Here is a 14,447-nt window from a genome sequence, read left to right as displayed (position 1 = left end):
CCGACTAGGGCGATCAGCTCCTCGTCGTGCGGATTGCGGCCGGCTTCCATGCGTAGCTTCGCGGCCACATCGCAGGCGATTCGGTCATAGTCGACGAAGAACGTTTTTGCCGCTTCGGGATCCAGATACACGAACCGCGCGGTGTTCGCCGGCCGTCGCGTGTCGGCCAGCACCGGTGAATACAGCGCGCGGGCAAGTTGATTCATGGCCAGCACGTCATAACGGCCGTTGCAGATCCACGCCGGCGCATCGGAGATGGAATCGAGCACCCGCTGCAGTGTCGAGCGCACCGTCACGGCAGGCCTGCGCCGGCGTGAGCCGCTGGGCGCCCTGGATTGGCGCGCGAGGTGGAACAGGTGATCGCGCTCTGCCTCGTCGAGTTGCAAGGCAGAGGCCAACGCGTCGAGCACGCCATCGGAGGCACCGGCGAGGCTGCCGCGCTCCATGCGCACGTAGTAGTCGACCGATACCCCCGCCAGTAGAGCTACCTCTTCGCGACGCAGACCTTTGACCCGACGATTGCCGCCGTAAGCGGGCAGGCCCGCCTGCTCGGGTGCGATGCGGGCGCGACGCGAGCTGAGAAACTCCCGGATCTCGGTGCGTAGATCCATCGTGGCCATCCCCTCACCGTAAGCCCGTCCCGCAGTCTAAGGGGTACCCGATGCGGTCGTCGCGATGCCGCCGTCTACCGGGATGATGGTGCCCGTGAGGTAGGACCCAGCCCGGCTAGCGAGAAACACGGCGATACCCGCCATGTCGTCGTCGCGGCCGAGCCGGCGCAGCGGGGCCGCCGCCGCGATCGTGTCGCCGATGGCATCGAGAGTGGACACCATCATCTGCGACGGGAACACTCCCGGTGCTACCGCGTTCACCGTGAGGTGCTGTGGGCCAAGCTCTCTGGCAAGCACTCTGGTGAGTTGATGGAGTGCCGCTTTGCTGCTGGCGTACGAGTAGTTGGGCGACTGGGCGACGTGGATGGCGGCGATACTGCCGATGTTGATGATCCGCGCGGGATCATCGGCGGTGCCCGCCCTGCGAAGTGCGGGGAGCAGCGCCTGCACCAGCCAGAACGGCGACTTGAGGTTGAGGTCGATCACTGCGTCCCAGGCCTCGTCCGGGAACGTCGCTAGCGGCTCGCGCCACATCGCTCCCGCGTTGTTGACTAAGATGTCGAGGCGTTCCGAGTCGACCTTGACAAGATCAGCGAGGCGCTGACACTCGTCGTGCCTGGACAGGTCGGCGGGGATTGCTTGAACGTCGCCGAATTCGGACAGTAGACGCTGTGCCTCCGCGCACGTGTCTGCCTTGCGTGAGCTGATGACGACGCGGGCGCCCGCCTGGAGCAGGCCGCGCGCTATCATCATGCCAATGCCCCTGGTGCCGCCAGTGACAAGGGCGTACTTCCCACTCAGATCGAAAAGTTCTGTGTGAGTGGTGAATTGGTTGTCAGCCATTGGGTCTCCGTCCCTCTCTGTCGTGGAAGAATGCGCCGACACGGTCGCGCATTCGGGGCAGCTGAATTGAACTGATGGGGTAAAGCTGCAGTGCGTGTCCATGGAGTGTTGTCGGCGCTTTCGACTCAACCAGGCTGACAGGCGTTTTGGACGTCTGGGAGACCCTGGTGATACAGGTACTGTGAGACACCCCTTGCCTGGTGCGCTGACATGCCCGAATCCGCAACTCAGCCCCAACACGGCCTGCGCGACTGCTCCGAGGGCCACGAATTCGCCTGCATAAGTGAACTTCTCGCGCAAGTCGCCGTTGGAATTGCCCAAATCCGCGAACAGAGGTCGAGGCAGCGGGCTCGGCTCAGCTTGCTGCCGCCAGCACCCTCCATACCTTTCTGGAACGCGAGCGGGCCTGCGGAGCCGCGTATTCGATTCGCTGGCGCGCTTCATGGGCACTGATCCGCAGCAGATCAGTCAATAGCTCCACGGTGTCCCGATAGCCGGTATCTGCGGCGAGGCCACGACGCTCGGCTTCGGCGACGGCCGCGCGCATGGCAGCATCCAGTCGCCTTCGACGGCGTTCGGTTTCGACGAGGGTGCGCAGCAAATCGACATCGGCCAGTGCCGGCCATCCCCGTGCTGGAGCATCCGGCGCGGTCGAATGTATGTTCACCCGAACCAGCCTACCTCAAGATCGAACATATGTTCGACAATTCGACTTGCTGGACATGTCCTGGCCGGCGTCACTGTCGGTGCCTGTTGGTGGCCCGGCAGCGCGGCGCATTCGGCATGATGGTGCGTTTGACTGGCAGTCAACCCCAGCCCAGATGGCCACAGCTCGTTGATCTTCGGGCGCCCCGCGCTGGCCAGTTCTGTCAGAAGGTCCAGGTGAGCCGGACGTGTCCCAAACCTAGGTGTTGTGCGTCGATCCGGAGCGCGTGCTCCACGCTTTCCCACGTCCGGACACCGTTCCAGCCGGTGAAGTCCTGTTCCAATGTGTCGAAGAATCGGGGTAATGAGCGACCGGCGACGTAGTCGACGACGAGTCCGCGAATCGAGGCCGACATTCCGTCGGCGGATAGTTCGACTGACCCAATGAGCGGCAACCTTTGCCCGCCAACGTGATTCTCCTGCTGCTGTCGAGGATGTTTTCGAGCAGCAGGCGTTCTGGGCCGGTAGTGATTCGAGCAGTCGATGGCATGGTGGGATTCCTTGCTGAATTTGCGCTGAAAGTGGCAGTACGGCGGCGGCGATTCGCTCTTCGAGGGAGCGGGGTCCACGGTCTCGAGTCACGCGATCTGTGCGTCGCGGTGGTCCGGGATGTCATTGGCTATTGCAGTCCCTTGCGGGTGTTGCTCGACTGCCGCCCTGCCGTGATCGTAGCGCCAGTCGATGCAGAATGCGATGCGTTCGTCGCGGTGTCTCGAAGGTGAAGGGGCGGACGACTGGAATAATGGCGACGTTCGGCCCGATCGGTTTGCAGGCGAAAGGAACAACTTCAATGGGCAAGCTCGCGCTGGTAACCGGTGCCACTTCCGGAATCGGAAAGTCCTTCGCTGAACGCTTGACCGCAGACGGCTATGACCTGGTCATAGCCGGACGTCGTAAGGATCGGCTCGACGAATTCGCCGCTGCTCATTCCGAGGTCGAGATACGGCCTGTTGTCGCCGACTTGTCGACCGATGAAGGTATCGATGCCGTCGCGGAAATCTGCGCACTCGAACCACTGGACCTGCTGGTCAACAATGCGGGCGTCGCTCACTACATGCCGCTCGCCGAACTGCCCGCCGCCAAGGCCCGCGAGCTGGTCTCCATCAAGGTGCTCGCACCCACGATGATCACCCGCGCCGCCGTGGCGGGAATGCAGAATCGCGGCCGGGGCGCCATCATCAATGTCGCCGGCATGATCGCCTTCAGCGGACCCGCTCCCCATTCCCAGATGCCCCGCCGCGTCGTATACGCAGGCACACTCGCGTACTTGGTCGCCATGTCCCAGACTTTGAGCGCGGAACTCGAAGGCACCGGCGTCAAGGTGCTGGTGCTGTGCCCCGGCGTGGTCGCCACCGAATTCCATGAGCGCCAAGGCATCGATATGAGCGTCGTACCCCGCATGACCGCCGCCGACGTCGTCACCGCCGGCCTCCGGGGTCTCGAACTAGGCGAGGTCGTCTGCGCCCCCGGTGTCGAGGACGCGAGTCTCCTCGACACCGTCTCCCACGCAGACCTCGCCGCCTTCGCCGCCCAGAGCCCGACCCTCGCCTCCCGCTATCAGCAGTAAAGCCGGTGTGGCACAGTCTGATCCGCAGTCACGCACCGGCTGGTGGGGCGTGGCGTGACAAGTTGTCTGTACCTCAGCCGATCTCGCATTCGGGCGCGCGGGCCGGTCGGTCGAGGACGTGGTTCGCGGGATCGGCTGACAGGATGTACGGGTGATCGCGCCGAATGCTCTGAATGCTGTGCGGACGAAGGTGTCTTCGACTTATGCGCTGGTGGCGCTGCTCGTTGTCGGACTGATCCTGCAGGCGCCGCTGGCGCATGCGGTGGGTACGTCCGCGCGGCTGCAGACGGCGGTCACGATCTTCGCGGGGGTGTTCATTCAGGCGGTGCCGTTCCTGGCGCTCGGGGTCGTGGTCAGCGGAGCCATCGCGACTTTCGTCTCGCCCGCACTGCTGCGGAAGGTGCTGCCGCGCAACGAGTCTGCGGCCATCGGAGTGGCGGGACTCGCCGGGATGGCGCTGCCGGGATGTGAGTGCGGGGTGGTGCCGGTGGCGCGACGGCTCACCGATCAGGGCGCGCCGGGGTCGGTCGCGCTGGCGTTCATGCTGTCGGCGCCCGCGACCAATCCGGTGGTGCTGGTCGCCACGGCGGTGGCATTCCCCGGCGAACCGGGAATGGTGGCCGCGCGGTTCACCGGATCCCTTGCCACGGCGATTGTGATGGGCCTGGTGTGGTCGCGCATCGGGCGTCCGGAGTGGATGCGGCCGCCCGAGCGCGGGCACGACCACTGCGCGGCCGGGCGCACCCGCTGGGAGGTCTTCACCGAGGCCGCGCGGCACGATCTGCTGCAGGCCGGCGCATTTCTGGTACTCGGCGCCGTGGCCGCAGCCGCACTGCACGTGCTGGTTCCGCCCGCCTGGTACCAGCAATTGGCCGGGCAGATGGTGATCGCGATCCTGGTGATGGCGGTGCTGGCGATCGTGCTGGCGCTGTGCTCGGAGGCCGACGCGTTTGTCGCCTCGAGCATGTCGACCCTGCCACTGCTCCCGCGACTGGTGTTCCTGGTGGTTGGCCCGGCGGTCGATGTGAAGCTCTTCGCCATGCAGGCGGGCAGCTTCGGCCGAGGGTTCGCAATCAGATTCGCGCCGTTGACCTTTGGGGTGGCCATTGTCTGTGGCACCATTGCCGGTTACATATTCCTCGGAGGCGCCCGATGAAACGAGAAGCGCAGAATCTGGTGCTGCTGCTCATCGGCAGCGCGGTCCTGTGGGTCACGCTCGACGGCAGTTACGCCCGGTATGTGAAACCGAGCCTGCATCCGTATCTCCTGGTGAGCGGCCTCGGCTTCGTCCTGCTGGCACTGGTTGCCGTCGTTCGCGATATCCGCCGCGGCGCCGCAGTCGACGAGCACGACGATCACGAGCACGGCACCGGCCGAGCTCAGTGGCTACTGCTCATTCCGGTTGCGGCCCTGCTGTTCATCGCCCCACCCGCACTCGGCGCGAACGGCGTACAGACCAGCTCACCGGTCCAGGCCATCGCCGGCGATGCGGCCTCGGCGCTGCCAAAACAACGCGCGTTTCCGCCATTGCCTTCCGGTGATGCGCCGACCGTGCCGGTTGTCGAACTCGTGCAGCGGGCGCTGCAGGACACCAATCATTCGCTGGACGGCAGGGAAGTGACCATCAGCGGATTCATTGTTCGGCCAAAGGATCTCGAACGCGACCATCCGGGCACTCCGGATGCCGACCTCGCCAAAGTTGTCATCACCTGCTGTGTCGCCGACGCCCAATACGCGCTTGTGCACCTGGCCGGAATGCCGGAGGTAATCCCGGACGACCAGTGGCTGCTACTGCGCGGCATCGTGCGAACCGACAGCGCCCGGCACGATCCGGAACTCACCCCCACCTTCGACGTCACCGACTACCAACTGATCCCCACCCCGAAGAGCACGTACGAAGCGGCGCGCTGACTTCGAGGTACCAGCCGGGTGAGCTGCTGCCGGTCGGGGGACCGTCACCCATCGCGGCGCGCGCGGCGGGTCGCGACCTGCATGCGCAGCAGATAGGCCGGAGAGGGTGGGGCCCAGCCGAGTTGGGTGGCCTGACCGAGATCGTCCCGGTTCGCCCAGTGCTCGATCAACCGGCCGTCGCTGATCCGGCACCAGTGTGTCTGGGTGGCGGCGAAGGACTTTCCGGTCGACGGGAATGCCTGTGCGGGTCGGCCGTCCGCGTCATAGATCACGAAGGTGCCGACGTGTTTACCGTGCATCGTGGTGTGCAGCACGACGAGATCACCGTCGGAGACCACGTCGTGGATCTCCCAGCTCATCTCGGTATATGCGGCGCGCAGCCACTGCGCGCTGGCGAAGAACGCATCCGGCCCGGCGCCGCGGGCGGCCGGAGGTTCGGCAGCGGACTCGCGATTGACGGCATCGGGGTGCACCAGGGCTTCGAATTCCTCGCGGGTGCCGTCGCCCATTATCTGAACGCAGCGGATCGCGACCTTTTCGGCGGTCGTATGGGTATTCGTCATCGGCATATTCCTTGCTCGGCAACAAGACCCATATCATCGCAGGCGGCCGTTCCAACCGGCTTACAAAGACGGGGGCGGCCGCTCAAGAGTCGGAAGGGACCGACATCGTATCGAGGAGGCCGCGGGCGAAGGCCCGATAGCGTTCCGGGGTGAATCGATCCGGCTGCGAGAGCACCATGCGCCCGGCCTGCTCGCCGATGGCCAGCAGTGAGATCGCGGTCAGTTCCAGGTCCAGTTCGGCCAGACCCGGGCGGCGATCACGACCCCACTCCAGGAGAGCGGTGAGTTGTTCGAGGGCGAACCGCCGTCCGGTGTCGAAGCGTTTGCGGACCTGGGCCGGGGCATCCTCGGCGGGCAGGAAGAGCAAGCGCCACGATTCGGGATTCGCGGCGACGGCCCGCAGCAGATTAGTCATCGCATCCAGCAGAATGTCGTCGAAGTTGCCGGTGTCCTCGAACACCGGCATGGCGTCGGCGAGTGTCATCAGTGCGCGCTGCTCTTCGCGTTCGAGCAGCGCGACCAGCATCGGCTCCAGACCTGGATATGCCGCGTAGACACGAGGTTTCGCGAGATCGACCTCCTTGGAGACGGCCTCCATGGTGAGCGCGCCGTACCCGTGCCTGTTCAGGAGTCGCAGCGCGGCGTCCAAGACCTGTTCGCGGCGCACTTCGAGAAGCATCCGCGGCTGGCGGGGGCGCTTGGTGGGTGAGCTCACCGCACCCACGGTAGTCATGACTAGTAGTAGGCCCGTGCACCCGGGCGGGGCACCGGGACCTGGAGGGGTCCATTGGCCAGCCAGGCTCCCGCGGGCCAGACCATCGGCGCGAGCCGGGACGCCACCTGGCGTTTCACCTTGGTGACCAGGTCGGTCCCGCGCATGATGCGCAGTGCCTTCGAGGAGATATCGCGATTGTGCAGGCCCCAATTGCGGCTGTCCTCGGCGGATTTCTCGATCACTTCGCGTCGGCGCGCCGGATTACGGGTGGCCGATGCTTCCGCAATCGCCTCGGCGGCATCGGTGGCGTCGAAGACTCCGGAGTTGAGCCCGCGCCCACCCCACGGGGCGAACAGGTGCGCGGCCTCACCGACCAGCAGCACCCGGCGCTGGGCGTCGGTGTAGGAGTCGGCGACGACCTGATGGAAGCGGTAGGTGGAGATCCACTGCACGTGCTGCCCGTACCAGGGGTCGACGACCTTCGAAACCCATTCGCGCACACCGTCGGGGCTGGCGAGATAGTCCACGTCGTCGGTGGGCAGGCACTGCAGATCGATCCGCATTCCGGTCGCGAACGGCATATGCATGACATTGCGCCCGCCGAGCTCGGGGTTCTCGTAGTGGAAGTAGCCGGCCATCGGTGTCGAGCCGTCCGGATGCTCGTCCACATCGACGATGATGAACGGCGTCTCGTCGGTGACACCGTCCATCTTCACGCCGATTGCCTTGCGCACCACCGACCGTGCGCCGTCCGCGCCGATCACATACGGCGCCTCGATCCGATCTCCGGACTCCAGTGTCAGCGTGAGGCCGTCCGGGCCGCTGTCGACACCCTTGACCGCGGCATCCCAGCGGAATTCGACTCCGTGCGCGAGACATTCGGCGTAGACGATCTGCTCGGTCGTCCGCTGCGGCAGACTGGCCGCAAGCTTGGTCAGATTCTTATTGTGCTGGCTGAAGATTCGGCGGCCGCCGTAGAACGCGTCGTAGCCCGTCGGTGAAACAGCCGCAGCGGACACCTGCTTACCGAGCCCCGGCAGGACCTGGTCGAGTCGCCGCAGCGTGGGGAACATGAGCGCGATCGCTCGGCTACCGGGCCGAACCCGTTCCTGCGGTTCGGCTTCCAGGACCAGCACCCGAATTCCCTTGCGTGCCAATGCGAGTGCGGCCACCAGGCCGACCGGCCCGGCTCCGACGACTACGCACGGCTCGGCGTCCACGATTGGATCAGGCATTGGCGACCTCCATGTCGAGCAGCGGAAACTATTAAGTACGGAAGTGTAGCTACGGTTCCGTACTTAGAGTAGCGTCAATTCCGGCAACTGCAGCCGTACTGCCCTCGATGTGGAGGAATCGCCATGGCAGACAAGTGGGAATCGGTCGTCGAGGAGATCCGTTAGCGGGTACCACCGCTCACCGCGATCGCCCTGCCGCAGGGGTTGGACGAGCGGTGGCTCGCGCACCGGTGGGCCGTGGGGGAGTTCGCGCCGGTGCCCTCCGATAGTGACCTCGCGCCGATTCTCGGTGATGCCGGCGCACCCGTCATCGGGCATCTGCCCGAGTTGATGCGCTTCGGCCGCGCCGCCGCGCTGCTCCAGTACGCCCGGTACGGCCCGGTGTCATGGACCAGTGCGTTCGGTCGCCGGATCGTCTTCCTGTCCGGCCCGGATGCCACGCAGCTCGCACTGGCCAACAAGGACAAGGCATTCTCGACCTCCGGCTGGAAGTTCTTCATGGAGAAGTTCTTTCAGCGCGGCATCAAGCTCATGGACTTCGACGAATCGGCTGGAGACACTCGATCTGGTGATCAAGGAGGCGTTGCGCCTAGTCGCCCGGATTCCCCTGCTGGCCAGGGAGACAGTCAAGGACACCACGGTGCTTGGTCACCATCTCCCGGCGCGTACAACCGGCGCGATCAATCCTCAGGTCAATCACTTCGACCCGCAGTATTGGACCGCGCCGATGACATTCGACCCGGAGCGATTCAATGCCGAACGGCGGGAGGATAAATCGCACCGTTACGCCTGGATGCCGTTCGGCGGCGGAGCGCACCCCCACGCCCGACGGCCGAGACCTCGCCGATCGAGCGTGGACGCAAAGCCGCTTCGACACGCCCGGAGCGCCTCTACTTCGCGTTCGGTACGCCGATCGAGACCGCCCACTGGGCAGGCCGAACCGACGACGAGGCCTCGGGCGCGGTTCGTGATCAGGTGCGGGACGCGGTCGAGGATCGCATCGACTTCCTGCTCACCGAACAGGCGAACGACCCCGACCGTCACCTCCTCGCCCGCGCCCGCCGTCACCTCCGAAAGCTCGCCGCCTGAGTCGACTAGGCGCGCTGGCGGGCCTCCTGGCCGAAGGAGCCGACCGGGAGGGAGCCGTCGGGGAGGGCGAGGTCACCGCTTTCCAGGCGGATTCTGAGATAGCGGAACAGTTGGGCGGTTTGGGCGAAGAGGTGCTCGCCGGCGCGGAGGGGGGCGCGTTGCGGGCGGTCGGAGGAGGTGAATTGGGGGAGGGGCTGGACGACGGTGTCGTAGTCGACATTGAAGAAGAGGGGGAAGGAGTAGCGCTCCTCCTTCACCTTGCGGACGCGGTGGGTGGTGGCGACGAATTCGCCATTGGTCCACAGTTCCAGCATGTCGCCGATATTGATGACGAAGGTGTCGGGCAGCGGCGGGACATCGATCCAATCGCCCGCGCCATTGAGAACTTCCAGACCGGGGGCGGTCGGCTTGAGCAGCGTGAAGCATTCGAAATCGCTGTGCGCGCCGATGCCGATGGCGTCTTCGTTGGCGGGGTTGAAGGGGTAGTGGATGAGGCGGAGCTGGCTCGGGGTTTTGGTGGCGTAGCGCAGGAAGGTGTCCGGGTCCTCGCCCAGCGTGACGGCGAAGGCCCACAGCAACTGCCTGCCGATATCCAGTACGGCCTGGTAGTAGGCCGTGACGGTATCGGCGAAGCCGGGAAGCGTTGGCCAGACATTGGGGCCGAGCATCGGATTCCCGGCCAGGTGATCGGGGTCGTCGGCAGGCAGATCCAGGGCGGTGTCGAAAGCCTCCTTCAGATCCGGAGTGCCTTCCTCGAAACCCTCTTCGCCGGTGGGCACGTAGCCGCGATGGCATTGGGACAGGCCGATATACGAGCGCATCTTCTCCTGTAGCGGTAAGGCGAAGAACGATTCCGTGGCATCCAGCAGTCCATCGAAGAGTGCGGGATCGACACCGGTTCCGCTGATGTAGAAGAACCCGACTTCGCGTGCGGCCTTGCCGATTTCATTGGCGACCGCCAACCGGTCTGCCGCATTCTCGGATCGCAGCCCGCTGACGTCGATCACCGGGACCGAAGTGAACGAGGTGGCCTTATTCATAGCGTCACGCTTCCTTCCGTATAGCGAACCAGCCACTCCCAGGTCAGGGGAGTGCCATTTGCGTCGATGTCATTGGTGTGCAGAGTGTTTCGATCGTCGGTGGTGGACCAGCGCGGCGCGAGCGCCTGTTGTTCCCGGTACGGCAGGGCGGAATCGTCGATGATCCAGCCGCCGGAGACCGAGCCGAGTGAAAGCTCCACGGCACCTTCGGAATCACGCCGCGCCCAGCCGAAGTGATCCTCGACCCGGAGCAGCAGCGCACGAGCTCCGTCGGTTGACTCCAAATCCATTGCCCAGCAATCCTGGGCCGGTGCGTCGCGGGTCCAGTGTTCGAAATAGTCGGCGTGCACCCCGATTTCGACCAGTACCCCTGCCGCGTAGCTCATCCGTCCTTCGTCGGGATGCGGACCGGGCGGCTGCAATTCGATGTGCCGCTGCCAATGGAAGATATCGTCGTACTGGGTGAGCTCACCCGCGAAGCCGTCCTGCATATGCAGCCAGCCGCGCTGCTGATCCGTCAGATCCGAGGCGCAGCGCACCTCGCTGAAGTCCGGTCTCGGTGTCGGCCTGCGTAAGTCGACGAAGCGGGTCAGGCCCTGCAGCCAGCGCACATCCGTTGTCAGGTCCTGCGAGCCGTCGGTATCGACCAGCAGGGTGCGCTGCCACAGTCCCGCGCACTCCGCCATGCGCACCGGCGTGCCCGCCTTCTGCGCCGTCATCCGGGGAACCGCTCGTGGAAGTGATGCGTCCACTCCGGCCAGGCGTGCGGATCGTGACCGGGAATGAGCGGATAACCCTTCTCGGCCGCCAGCTTCTTGAGCCGGCGGATCGGCTCGATCGTCTCCTCGTGGCTGACCCCGACGTAACCGCCGATGGCCAGTTCGTGCTCGATATTCTCGGTGAGATCGGCTGCGTCGAAGGCGAATACGAAGCCACCGCCGCCGACCGAGGGATCGAGCTCCACCACAAAACTCTGATGCCCGGGCGTGTGGCCGTAGGTCGGAACCGCGGTGATGCCGGGTGCGATTTCGGCCTCACCGTCGGCAAGCTGCCATTCGATGCGCGGATCGTCGAAATCGACCCGCGCCATCGCATGATGCTCCGGCTCAGGATGATTCGACAGCCCGTACTCCAACTCGATGCGCTGTGCGTGCACCGGCACCTTGCCCGCGAACAGCTTCAGGCCGCCGGCGTGGTCGTGGTGCAGATGGCTGACTGCGACGGCGTGGATGTCGTCGATATCGATTCCTATGTCGTGCAACGATTCTTCGATCGGCTCACCCGGACCGGGCAGCACCGGAATGTATTCGACGCTCGGGTAGAACCGCCGATACAGCGCCGGGTCACGGATCAGGGCGGTATTGAATCCGGTATCCAGCAGCACCCAGCCGCCGTCGGTCTGCAGCATGACGCCGGGTGTGGGTTCACGCAGGCGTTCGTGCGCCGGAGCGCCGTGCACCGAAATGGATTTGGGGAGGTCCTCCCATCCGAGGGTCAGCAGGACGATGCGACGTACCAGTCCGGTCATGGTTCAGCCCACCGACAATCCGGCGATCCGCAGCGAGTTCGGCTCGGAGACGACATGCGACTCGGCCACCCCCTTGAGCCACGGCTGCGCGACCATGAAGTCGTTGACGTCGGCGATATTGAGCCAGCAGCCGGTCGCCGAGGCCTGTGCGGCCGCGGTCGAGAAGACGTCCGAGGCACCGGATTCCCGGCCCTTCGCCAGCGAGGACGTGACATCGGGCGACGAGCAGTTCAGGTAGTTCAGACCGCCGTCGGGGTCGAAGTTGATGTGTCCCCAGGTGTACGGCGACGGAGCGTCCGGCCAGCCCGCCAGCAGCAGCATCTCCGGCGCATCGGCGGCAGCGGTGCCCGGCCAGCCGTAGATCTGAGAAGTGGGGTAGCCCTGCACCTTCGCGGTGATTCCGACGGTGGCCAGCTGGGTCTGGATCAGGTTGCCGACGAGTTGGTTGTCGGGGTTGCTGGAGTCGTATCCGACAGTGACCGTCTTCTGATCGGCGGGCAGGGCGTCGACGATCTTCTTGAGAGCGGAAGTATCGTGGGGGACTGTCTGTTTCGCGAAATCGGCGGTCATCATGTTCGGCGGGAAGACCTGATCGGCGACCTTGCCGCGACCGAAATAGGTCTGCTGGACGATCTGCTGGACGTCGATCGCCTGGGTCAGGGCGACACGTGCGGCCTGGTTGGTGAACATCCCCTTGTGCGGGTTCACGTAGAAGTAGTTCGACATCATGGTGGGCAGTGAGTAATTCGCGAACTTGGAGTTGCCGATATACGACGACACCGCCGAGGACGGCAGGTCGTGCAGTACCGCGGCGAGCTGGCCATTGTTGAATTGCAGCTGCTGGGCCGAAGTGTCGGTGACCACAGGCAGATCCACCGTGGTGAAGTACGGCTTCGCGCCCCAATAGTCGCCGAAAGAGGCCATGCCGTAATGCGATCCGACCTGAGCGTCGGTCAGCGTATACGGGCCGGTGCCCAGATCGTGCGTGGTGAGATACGCCTGATCATTGTCCTTCCCGGCATTGGCAGCCAGACCGGTCGGGCTGAGCATGCGCGGCCCGTAGGGCGAGGCGAGGTAGTCCAGGAAGACCGCATTGGGGGCCTTCAGCGTGATGGTGGCGGCGTAATCACCCTGCGTGGTAACCGAATCGATGTCGGACACCATGTAGGCCGGGCCCTGGTTCACCGCGAGCCGGCGATCGAACGATGTCTTGATCGCCGCAGAGGTGAACGGGGTGCCGTCGTGGAATTTCACACCTTGGCGCAGCGTGAAGGTGAAGACCTTGTTGTCCGGCGAGGCGGTCCACGCGGTGGCCAGCAGCGGCTGCAGCTGCGCCTTATCGGTCCCCGGCGCGTATTGCAGCAGACCCTCGTACAGGTTGGTGGTGAGCAGCAGGCCCTGTCCGGCGTAGTAGACGTCCGGGTCCGGCGGCTGGCCCGGGTCCTGCAGGAATGACAGGTGCAGCACCTTGTCGGTGGGTGCGGCATTGGGTGTCTGACTGCCGGACCCGCACGCGGATACTGCGAGCAGTGCCGCGGAGGCGACTGCGGTGGCGGCGAAAAGCCTTCGGGCGGAATGGATCATCTGGCGGTTCCTTCGAGAAGACGGTCTGGCTGAGGAAAGGAAAGTCGGTATCGGGTTCATACGGCGACGATTCGGGGATCGGCCGCGGCTTGCAGCAGATCGACAATGGTGTTGATGACGACGTAGACCGCGCCGAGCAACAGGGTCACGCCCGCGATGGCAGGGAAGTCGGCGACCGGAATGCTCTGGGCGATGTACTGCCCGATGCCGGGCCAGCCGAAGACCTGCTCGACCACGAGTACGCCCGAGAACATCAGTCCCACTTGCAATCCGGTCATGGACAGCGCCGCGCCGACACAATTGCGCAGCACGTGCCGGAGCAGGATTCGCGCCGGGCTGAGGCCCTTCGCCTTGGCGGTGCGGGCGTAATCGCTATCCACATCGGTGATCAGGCTGGACCGCAGCACCCGGCCGATGGCCACCGCCGGGCCGAGGGCGATCACCGTCGCGGGCAGGATCAAGTGACTGATCGCATCACTCACCACATCGAAACGCCCGGCCAGCAGGCCGTCGACGGTGAGTAGACCGGTCGGGCCGGTCGGTGCGCCCGAGATCGAGGTGCGGCCGTTCGCGGGGACCCAGCCCAGCTGCTGGTAGAACACGATCAGGCCGAGAATGCCCAGCAGGAACATCGGTGTCGAGGCGCCGACGAACAGCACCGCCCGGAACACGCCCGAGCCGGGCCAGTGCAGGGTCGTGGCGAATGCCAGCAGGGCTGCCAGCACCAGCGCGATGAGCAGCGCGCACAGCGCCAGCTCCAGCGTGGCGGGTACGAAGTTCACCAGGTCGGTGCTGACCGGACGGCGGGTGCGATAGGACGTGCCGAAGTCGCCGTGCGCCGCCGAGGTCAGATAGTGCCAGAATTGCACGGGCACCGGACGATCCAGGCCGAGCTCGTGCCGCCGCGCTGCGATAGCCCCCTGTGACGCGGAGCCGCCCAACTGGGCATGGACCGGGTCGAGCGGCGAAATGCGTTGCAGCACAAACATTACGGCAGTCAGTGCGATGAGGATGGCCACCATCGCGGCGAGCCTGGAGAGAATGAAATTACGCACG

General features: G+C 65.1%; 15 protein-coding genes and 1 pseudogene. 4 read left to right on the top strand and 12 right to left on the bottom strand.

Annotated features, from left to right (window positions below; genetic code table 11):
- The 4 genes from JWN03_RS41935 to JWN03_RS41920 all read right to left on the bottom strand — a co-directional run.
- On the bottom strand, positions 1-620 hold a 620-nt coding region (locus JWN03_RS41935; protein ID WP_297627913.1), incomplete at its 3' end, for a helix-turn-helix transcriptional regulator.
- A 27-nt stretch (positions 621-647) separates the two neighbouring features.
- Positions 648-1,454 (bottom strand): SDR family oxidoreductase, encoded by an 807-nt coding sequence (locus JWN03_RS41930; protein WP_297627910.1) that lies wholly within the window; start codon positions 1,452-1,454, stop codon positions 648-650.
- A 355-nt stretch (positions 1,455-1,809) separates the two neighbouring features.
- Entirely contained in the window at positions 1,810-2,121 is a 312-nt protein-coding gene (locus JWN03_RS41925) for a DUF222 domain-containing protein (protein WP_297627908.1), read from the bottom strand.
- A gap of 202 nt (positions 2,122-2,323) precedes the next feature.
- Complete coding sequence (locus JWN03_RS41920; RefSeq protein WP_297627905.1) at positions 2,324-2,728, bottom strand: DUF6228 family protein; 405 nt, start codon at positions 2,726-2,728, stop codon at positions 2,324-2,326.
- 221 nt (positions 2,729-2,949) lie between these two features.
- Here JWN03_RS41920 and JWN03_RS41915 point away from each other — a divergent pair, with 221 nt between their 5' ends.
- The 3 genes from JWN03_RS41915 to JWN03_RS41905 all read left to right on the top strand — a co-directional run bounded on the left by JWN03_RS41915 (position 2,950) and on the right by JWN03_RS41905 (position 5,637).
- On the top strand, positions 2,950-3,726 hold the full coding sequence (locus JWN03_RS41915; protein ID WP_297627903.1) for an SDR family NAD(P)-dependent oxidoreductase: 777 nt from the start codon (positions 2,950-2,952) through the stop codon (positions 3,724-3,726).
- Positions 3,727-3,877: 151 nt separating this feature from the next.
- Entirely contained in the window at positions 3,878-4,882 is a 1,005-nt protein-coding gene (locus JWN03_RS41910) for a permease (RefSeq protein WP_441343163.1), read from the top strand.
- Entirely contained in the window at positions 4,879-5,637 is a 759-nt protein-coding gene (locus tag JWN03_RS41905) for a TIGR03943 family putative permease subunit (RefSeq protein ID WP_297627901.1), read from the top strand. The genes JWN03_RS41910 and JWN03_RS41905 overlap by 4 nt, the downstream gene beginning before the upstream one ends.
- A gap of 44 nt (positions 5,638-5,681) precedes the next feature.
- On the opposite strand, the gene JWN03_RS41900 is transcribed toward JWN03_RS41905, so the two are convergent.
- The 3 genes from JWN03_RS41900 to JWN03_RS41890 all read right to left on the bottom strand — a co-directional run bounded on the left by JWN03_RS41900 (position 5,682) and on the right by JWN03_RS41890 (position 8,150).
- Positions 5,682-6,200 carry an ester cyclase gene (locus JWN03_RS41900; RefSeq protein WP_297627899.1) on the bottom strand — a complete coding sequence of 173 codons (519 nt, stop codon included), beginning with the start codon at positions 6,198-6,200 and terminating at the stop codon, positions 5,682-5,684.
- An 82-nt stretch (positions 6,201-6,282) separates the two neighbouring features.
- Positions 6,283-6,933: a TetR/AcrR family transcriptional regulator gene (locus tag JWN03_RS41895; RefSeq protein WP_297627897.1), complete on the bottom strand. Its 651-nt coding sequence runs from the start codon at positions 6,931-6,933 to the stop codon at positions 6,283-6,285.
- A 2-nt stretch (positions 6,934-6,935) separates the two neighbouring features.
- Positions 6,936-8,150 carry an FAD-dependent oxidoreductase gene (locus JWN03_RS41890; RefSeq protein WP_297627895.1) on the bottom strand — a complete coding sequence of 405 codons (1,215 nt, stop codon included), beginning with the start codon at positions 8,148-8,150 and terminating at the stop codon, positions 6,936-6,938.
- Positions 8,151-8,583: 433 nt separating this feature from the next.
- On the opposite strand from JWN03_RS41890, the pseudogene JWN03_RS45695 reads away from it, so the two are divergent.
- A pseudogene (locus JWN03_RS45695) lies at positions 8,584-8,907 on the top strand (cytochrome P450); the annotation flags it as partial.
- A 337-nt stretch (positions 8,908-9,244) separates the two neighbouring features.
- Here JWN03_RS45695 and JWN03_RS41880 read toward each other — a convergent pair.
- Genes JWN03_RS41880 through JWN03_RS41860 form a run of 5 tightly spaced genes read right to left on the bottom strand, consistent with a single transcriptional unit; the run spans position 9,245 to position 14,446 of the window.
- Positions 9,245-10,279 carry an isopenicillin N synthase family dioxygenase gene (locus tag JWN03_RS41880; protein ID WP_297627889.1) on the bottom strand — a complete coding sequence of 345 codons (1,035 nt, stop codon included), beginning with the start codon at positions 10,277-10,279 and terminating at the stop codon, positions 9,245-9,247.
- Positions 10,276-10,998 (bottom strand): hypothetical protein, encoded by a 723-nt coding sequence (locus tag JWN03_RS41875; protein WP_297627886.1) that lies wholly within the window; start codon positions 10,996-10,998, stop codon positions 10,276-10,278. The genes JWN03_RS41880 and JWN03_RS41875 overlap by 4 nt, the downstream gene beginning before the upstream one ends.
- Complete coding sequence (locus JWN03_RS41870; RefSeq protein ID WP_297627883.1) at positions 10,995-11,807, bottom strand: N-acyl homoserine lactonase family protein; 813 nt, start codon at positions 11,805-11,807, stop codon at positions 10,995-10,997. Before JWN03_RS41870 ends, JWN03_RS41875 begins: the two co-directional genes overlap by 4 nt.
- Before the next feature lie 3 nt (positions 11,808-11,810).
- Positions 11,811-13,391: an ABC transporter substrate-binding protein gene (locus JWN03_RS41865; protein ID WP_297627881.1), complete on the bottom strand. Its 1,581-nt coding sequence runs from the start codon at positions 13,389-13,391 to the stop codon at positions 11,811-11,813.
- 56 nt (positions 13,392-13,447) lie between these two features.
- The gene (locus tag JWN03_RS41860; RefSeq protein ID WP_297627878.1) at positions 13,448-14,446 is read right to left on the bottom strand and encodes an ABC transporter permease; all 999 of its coding nucleotides are present in this window, start codon (positions 14,444-14,446) and stop codon (positions 13,448-13,450) included.
- Position 14,447 lies beyond the last annotated feature (1 nt).

This window comes from Nocardia sp. (assembly GCF_025465275.1).
Classification (GTDB): Bacteria; Actinomycetota; Actinomycetes; order Mycobacteriales; family Mycobacteriaceae; genus Nocardia.
The sequence above is the reverse complement of the archived record's forward strand: the minus strand, read 5'-3'. Positions and strand labels throughout refer to the sequence as shown.

Bases quoted from the DNA above. Each gene is read 5' to 3' on its own strand.
- JWN03_RS41890 (WP_297627895.1), bottom strand. From the start codon at position 8,150: ATGCCTGATCCAATCGTGGACGCCGAGCCGTGCGTAGTCGTCGGAGCC.
- JWN03_RS41880 (WP_297627889.1), bottom strand. From the start codon at position 10,279: ATGAATAAGGCCACCTCGTTCACTTCGGTCCCGGTGATCGACGTCAGC.
- JWN03_RS41915 (WP_297627903.1), top strand. From the start codon at position 2,950: ATGGGCAAGCTCGCGCTGGTAACCGGTGCCACTTCCGGAATCGGAAAG.
- JWN03_RS41865 (WP_297627881.1), bottom strand. From the start codon at position 13,391: ATGATCCATTCCGCCCGAAGGCTTTTCGCCGCCACCGCAGTCGCCTCC.
- JWN03_RS41905 (WP_297627901.1), top strand. From the start codon at position 4,879: ATGAAACGAGAAGCGCAGAATCTGGTGCTGCTGCTCATCGGCAGCGCG.
- JWN03_RS41870 (WP_297627883.1), bottom strand. From the start codon at position 11,807: ATGACCGGACTGGTACGTCGCATCGTCCTGCTGACCCTCGGATGGGAG.
- JWN03_RS41895 (WP_297627897.1), bottom strand. From the start codon at position 6,933: ATGACTACCGTGGGTGCGGTGAGCTCACCCACCAAGCGCCCCCGCCAG.
- JWN03_RS41930 (WP_297627910.1), bottom strand. From the start codon at position 1,454: ATGGCTGACAACCAATTCACCACTCACACAGAACTTTTCGATCTGAGT.
- JWN03_RS41900 (WP_297627899.1), bottom strand. From the start codon at position 6,200: ATGACGAATACCCATACGACCGCCGAAAAGGTCGCGATCCGCTGCGTT.
- JWN03_RS41875 (WP_297627886.1), bottom strand. From the start codon at position 10,998: ATGACGGCGCAGAAGGCGGGCACGCCGGTGCGCATGGCGGAGTGCGCG.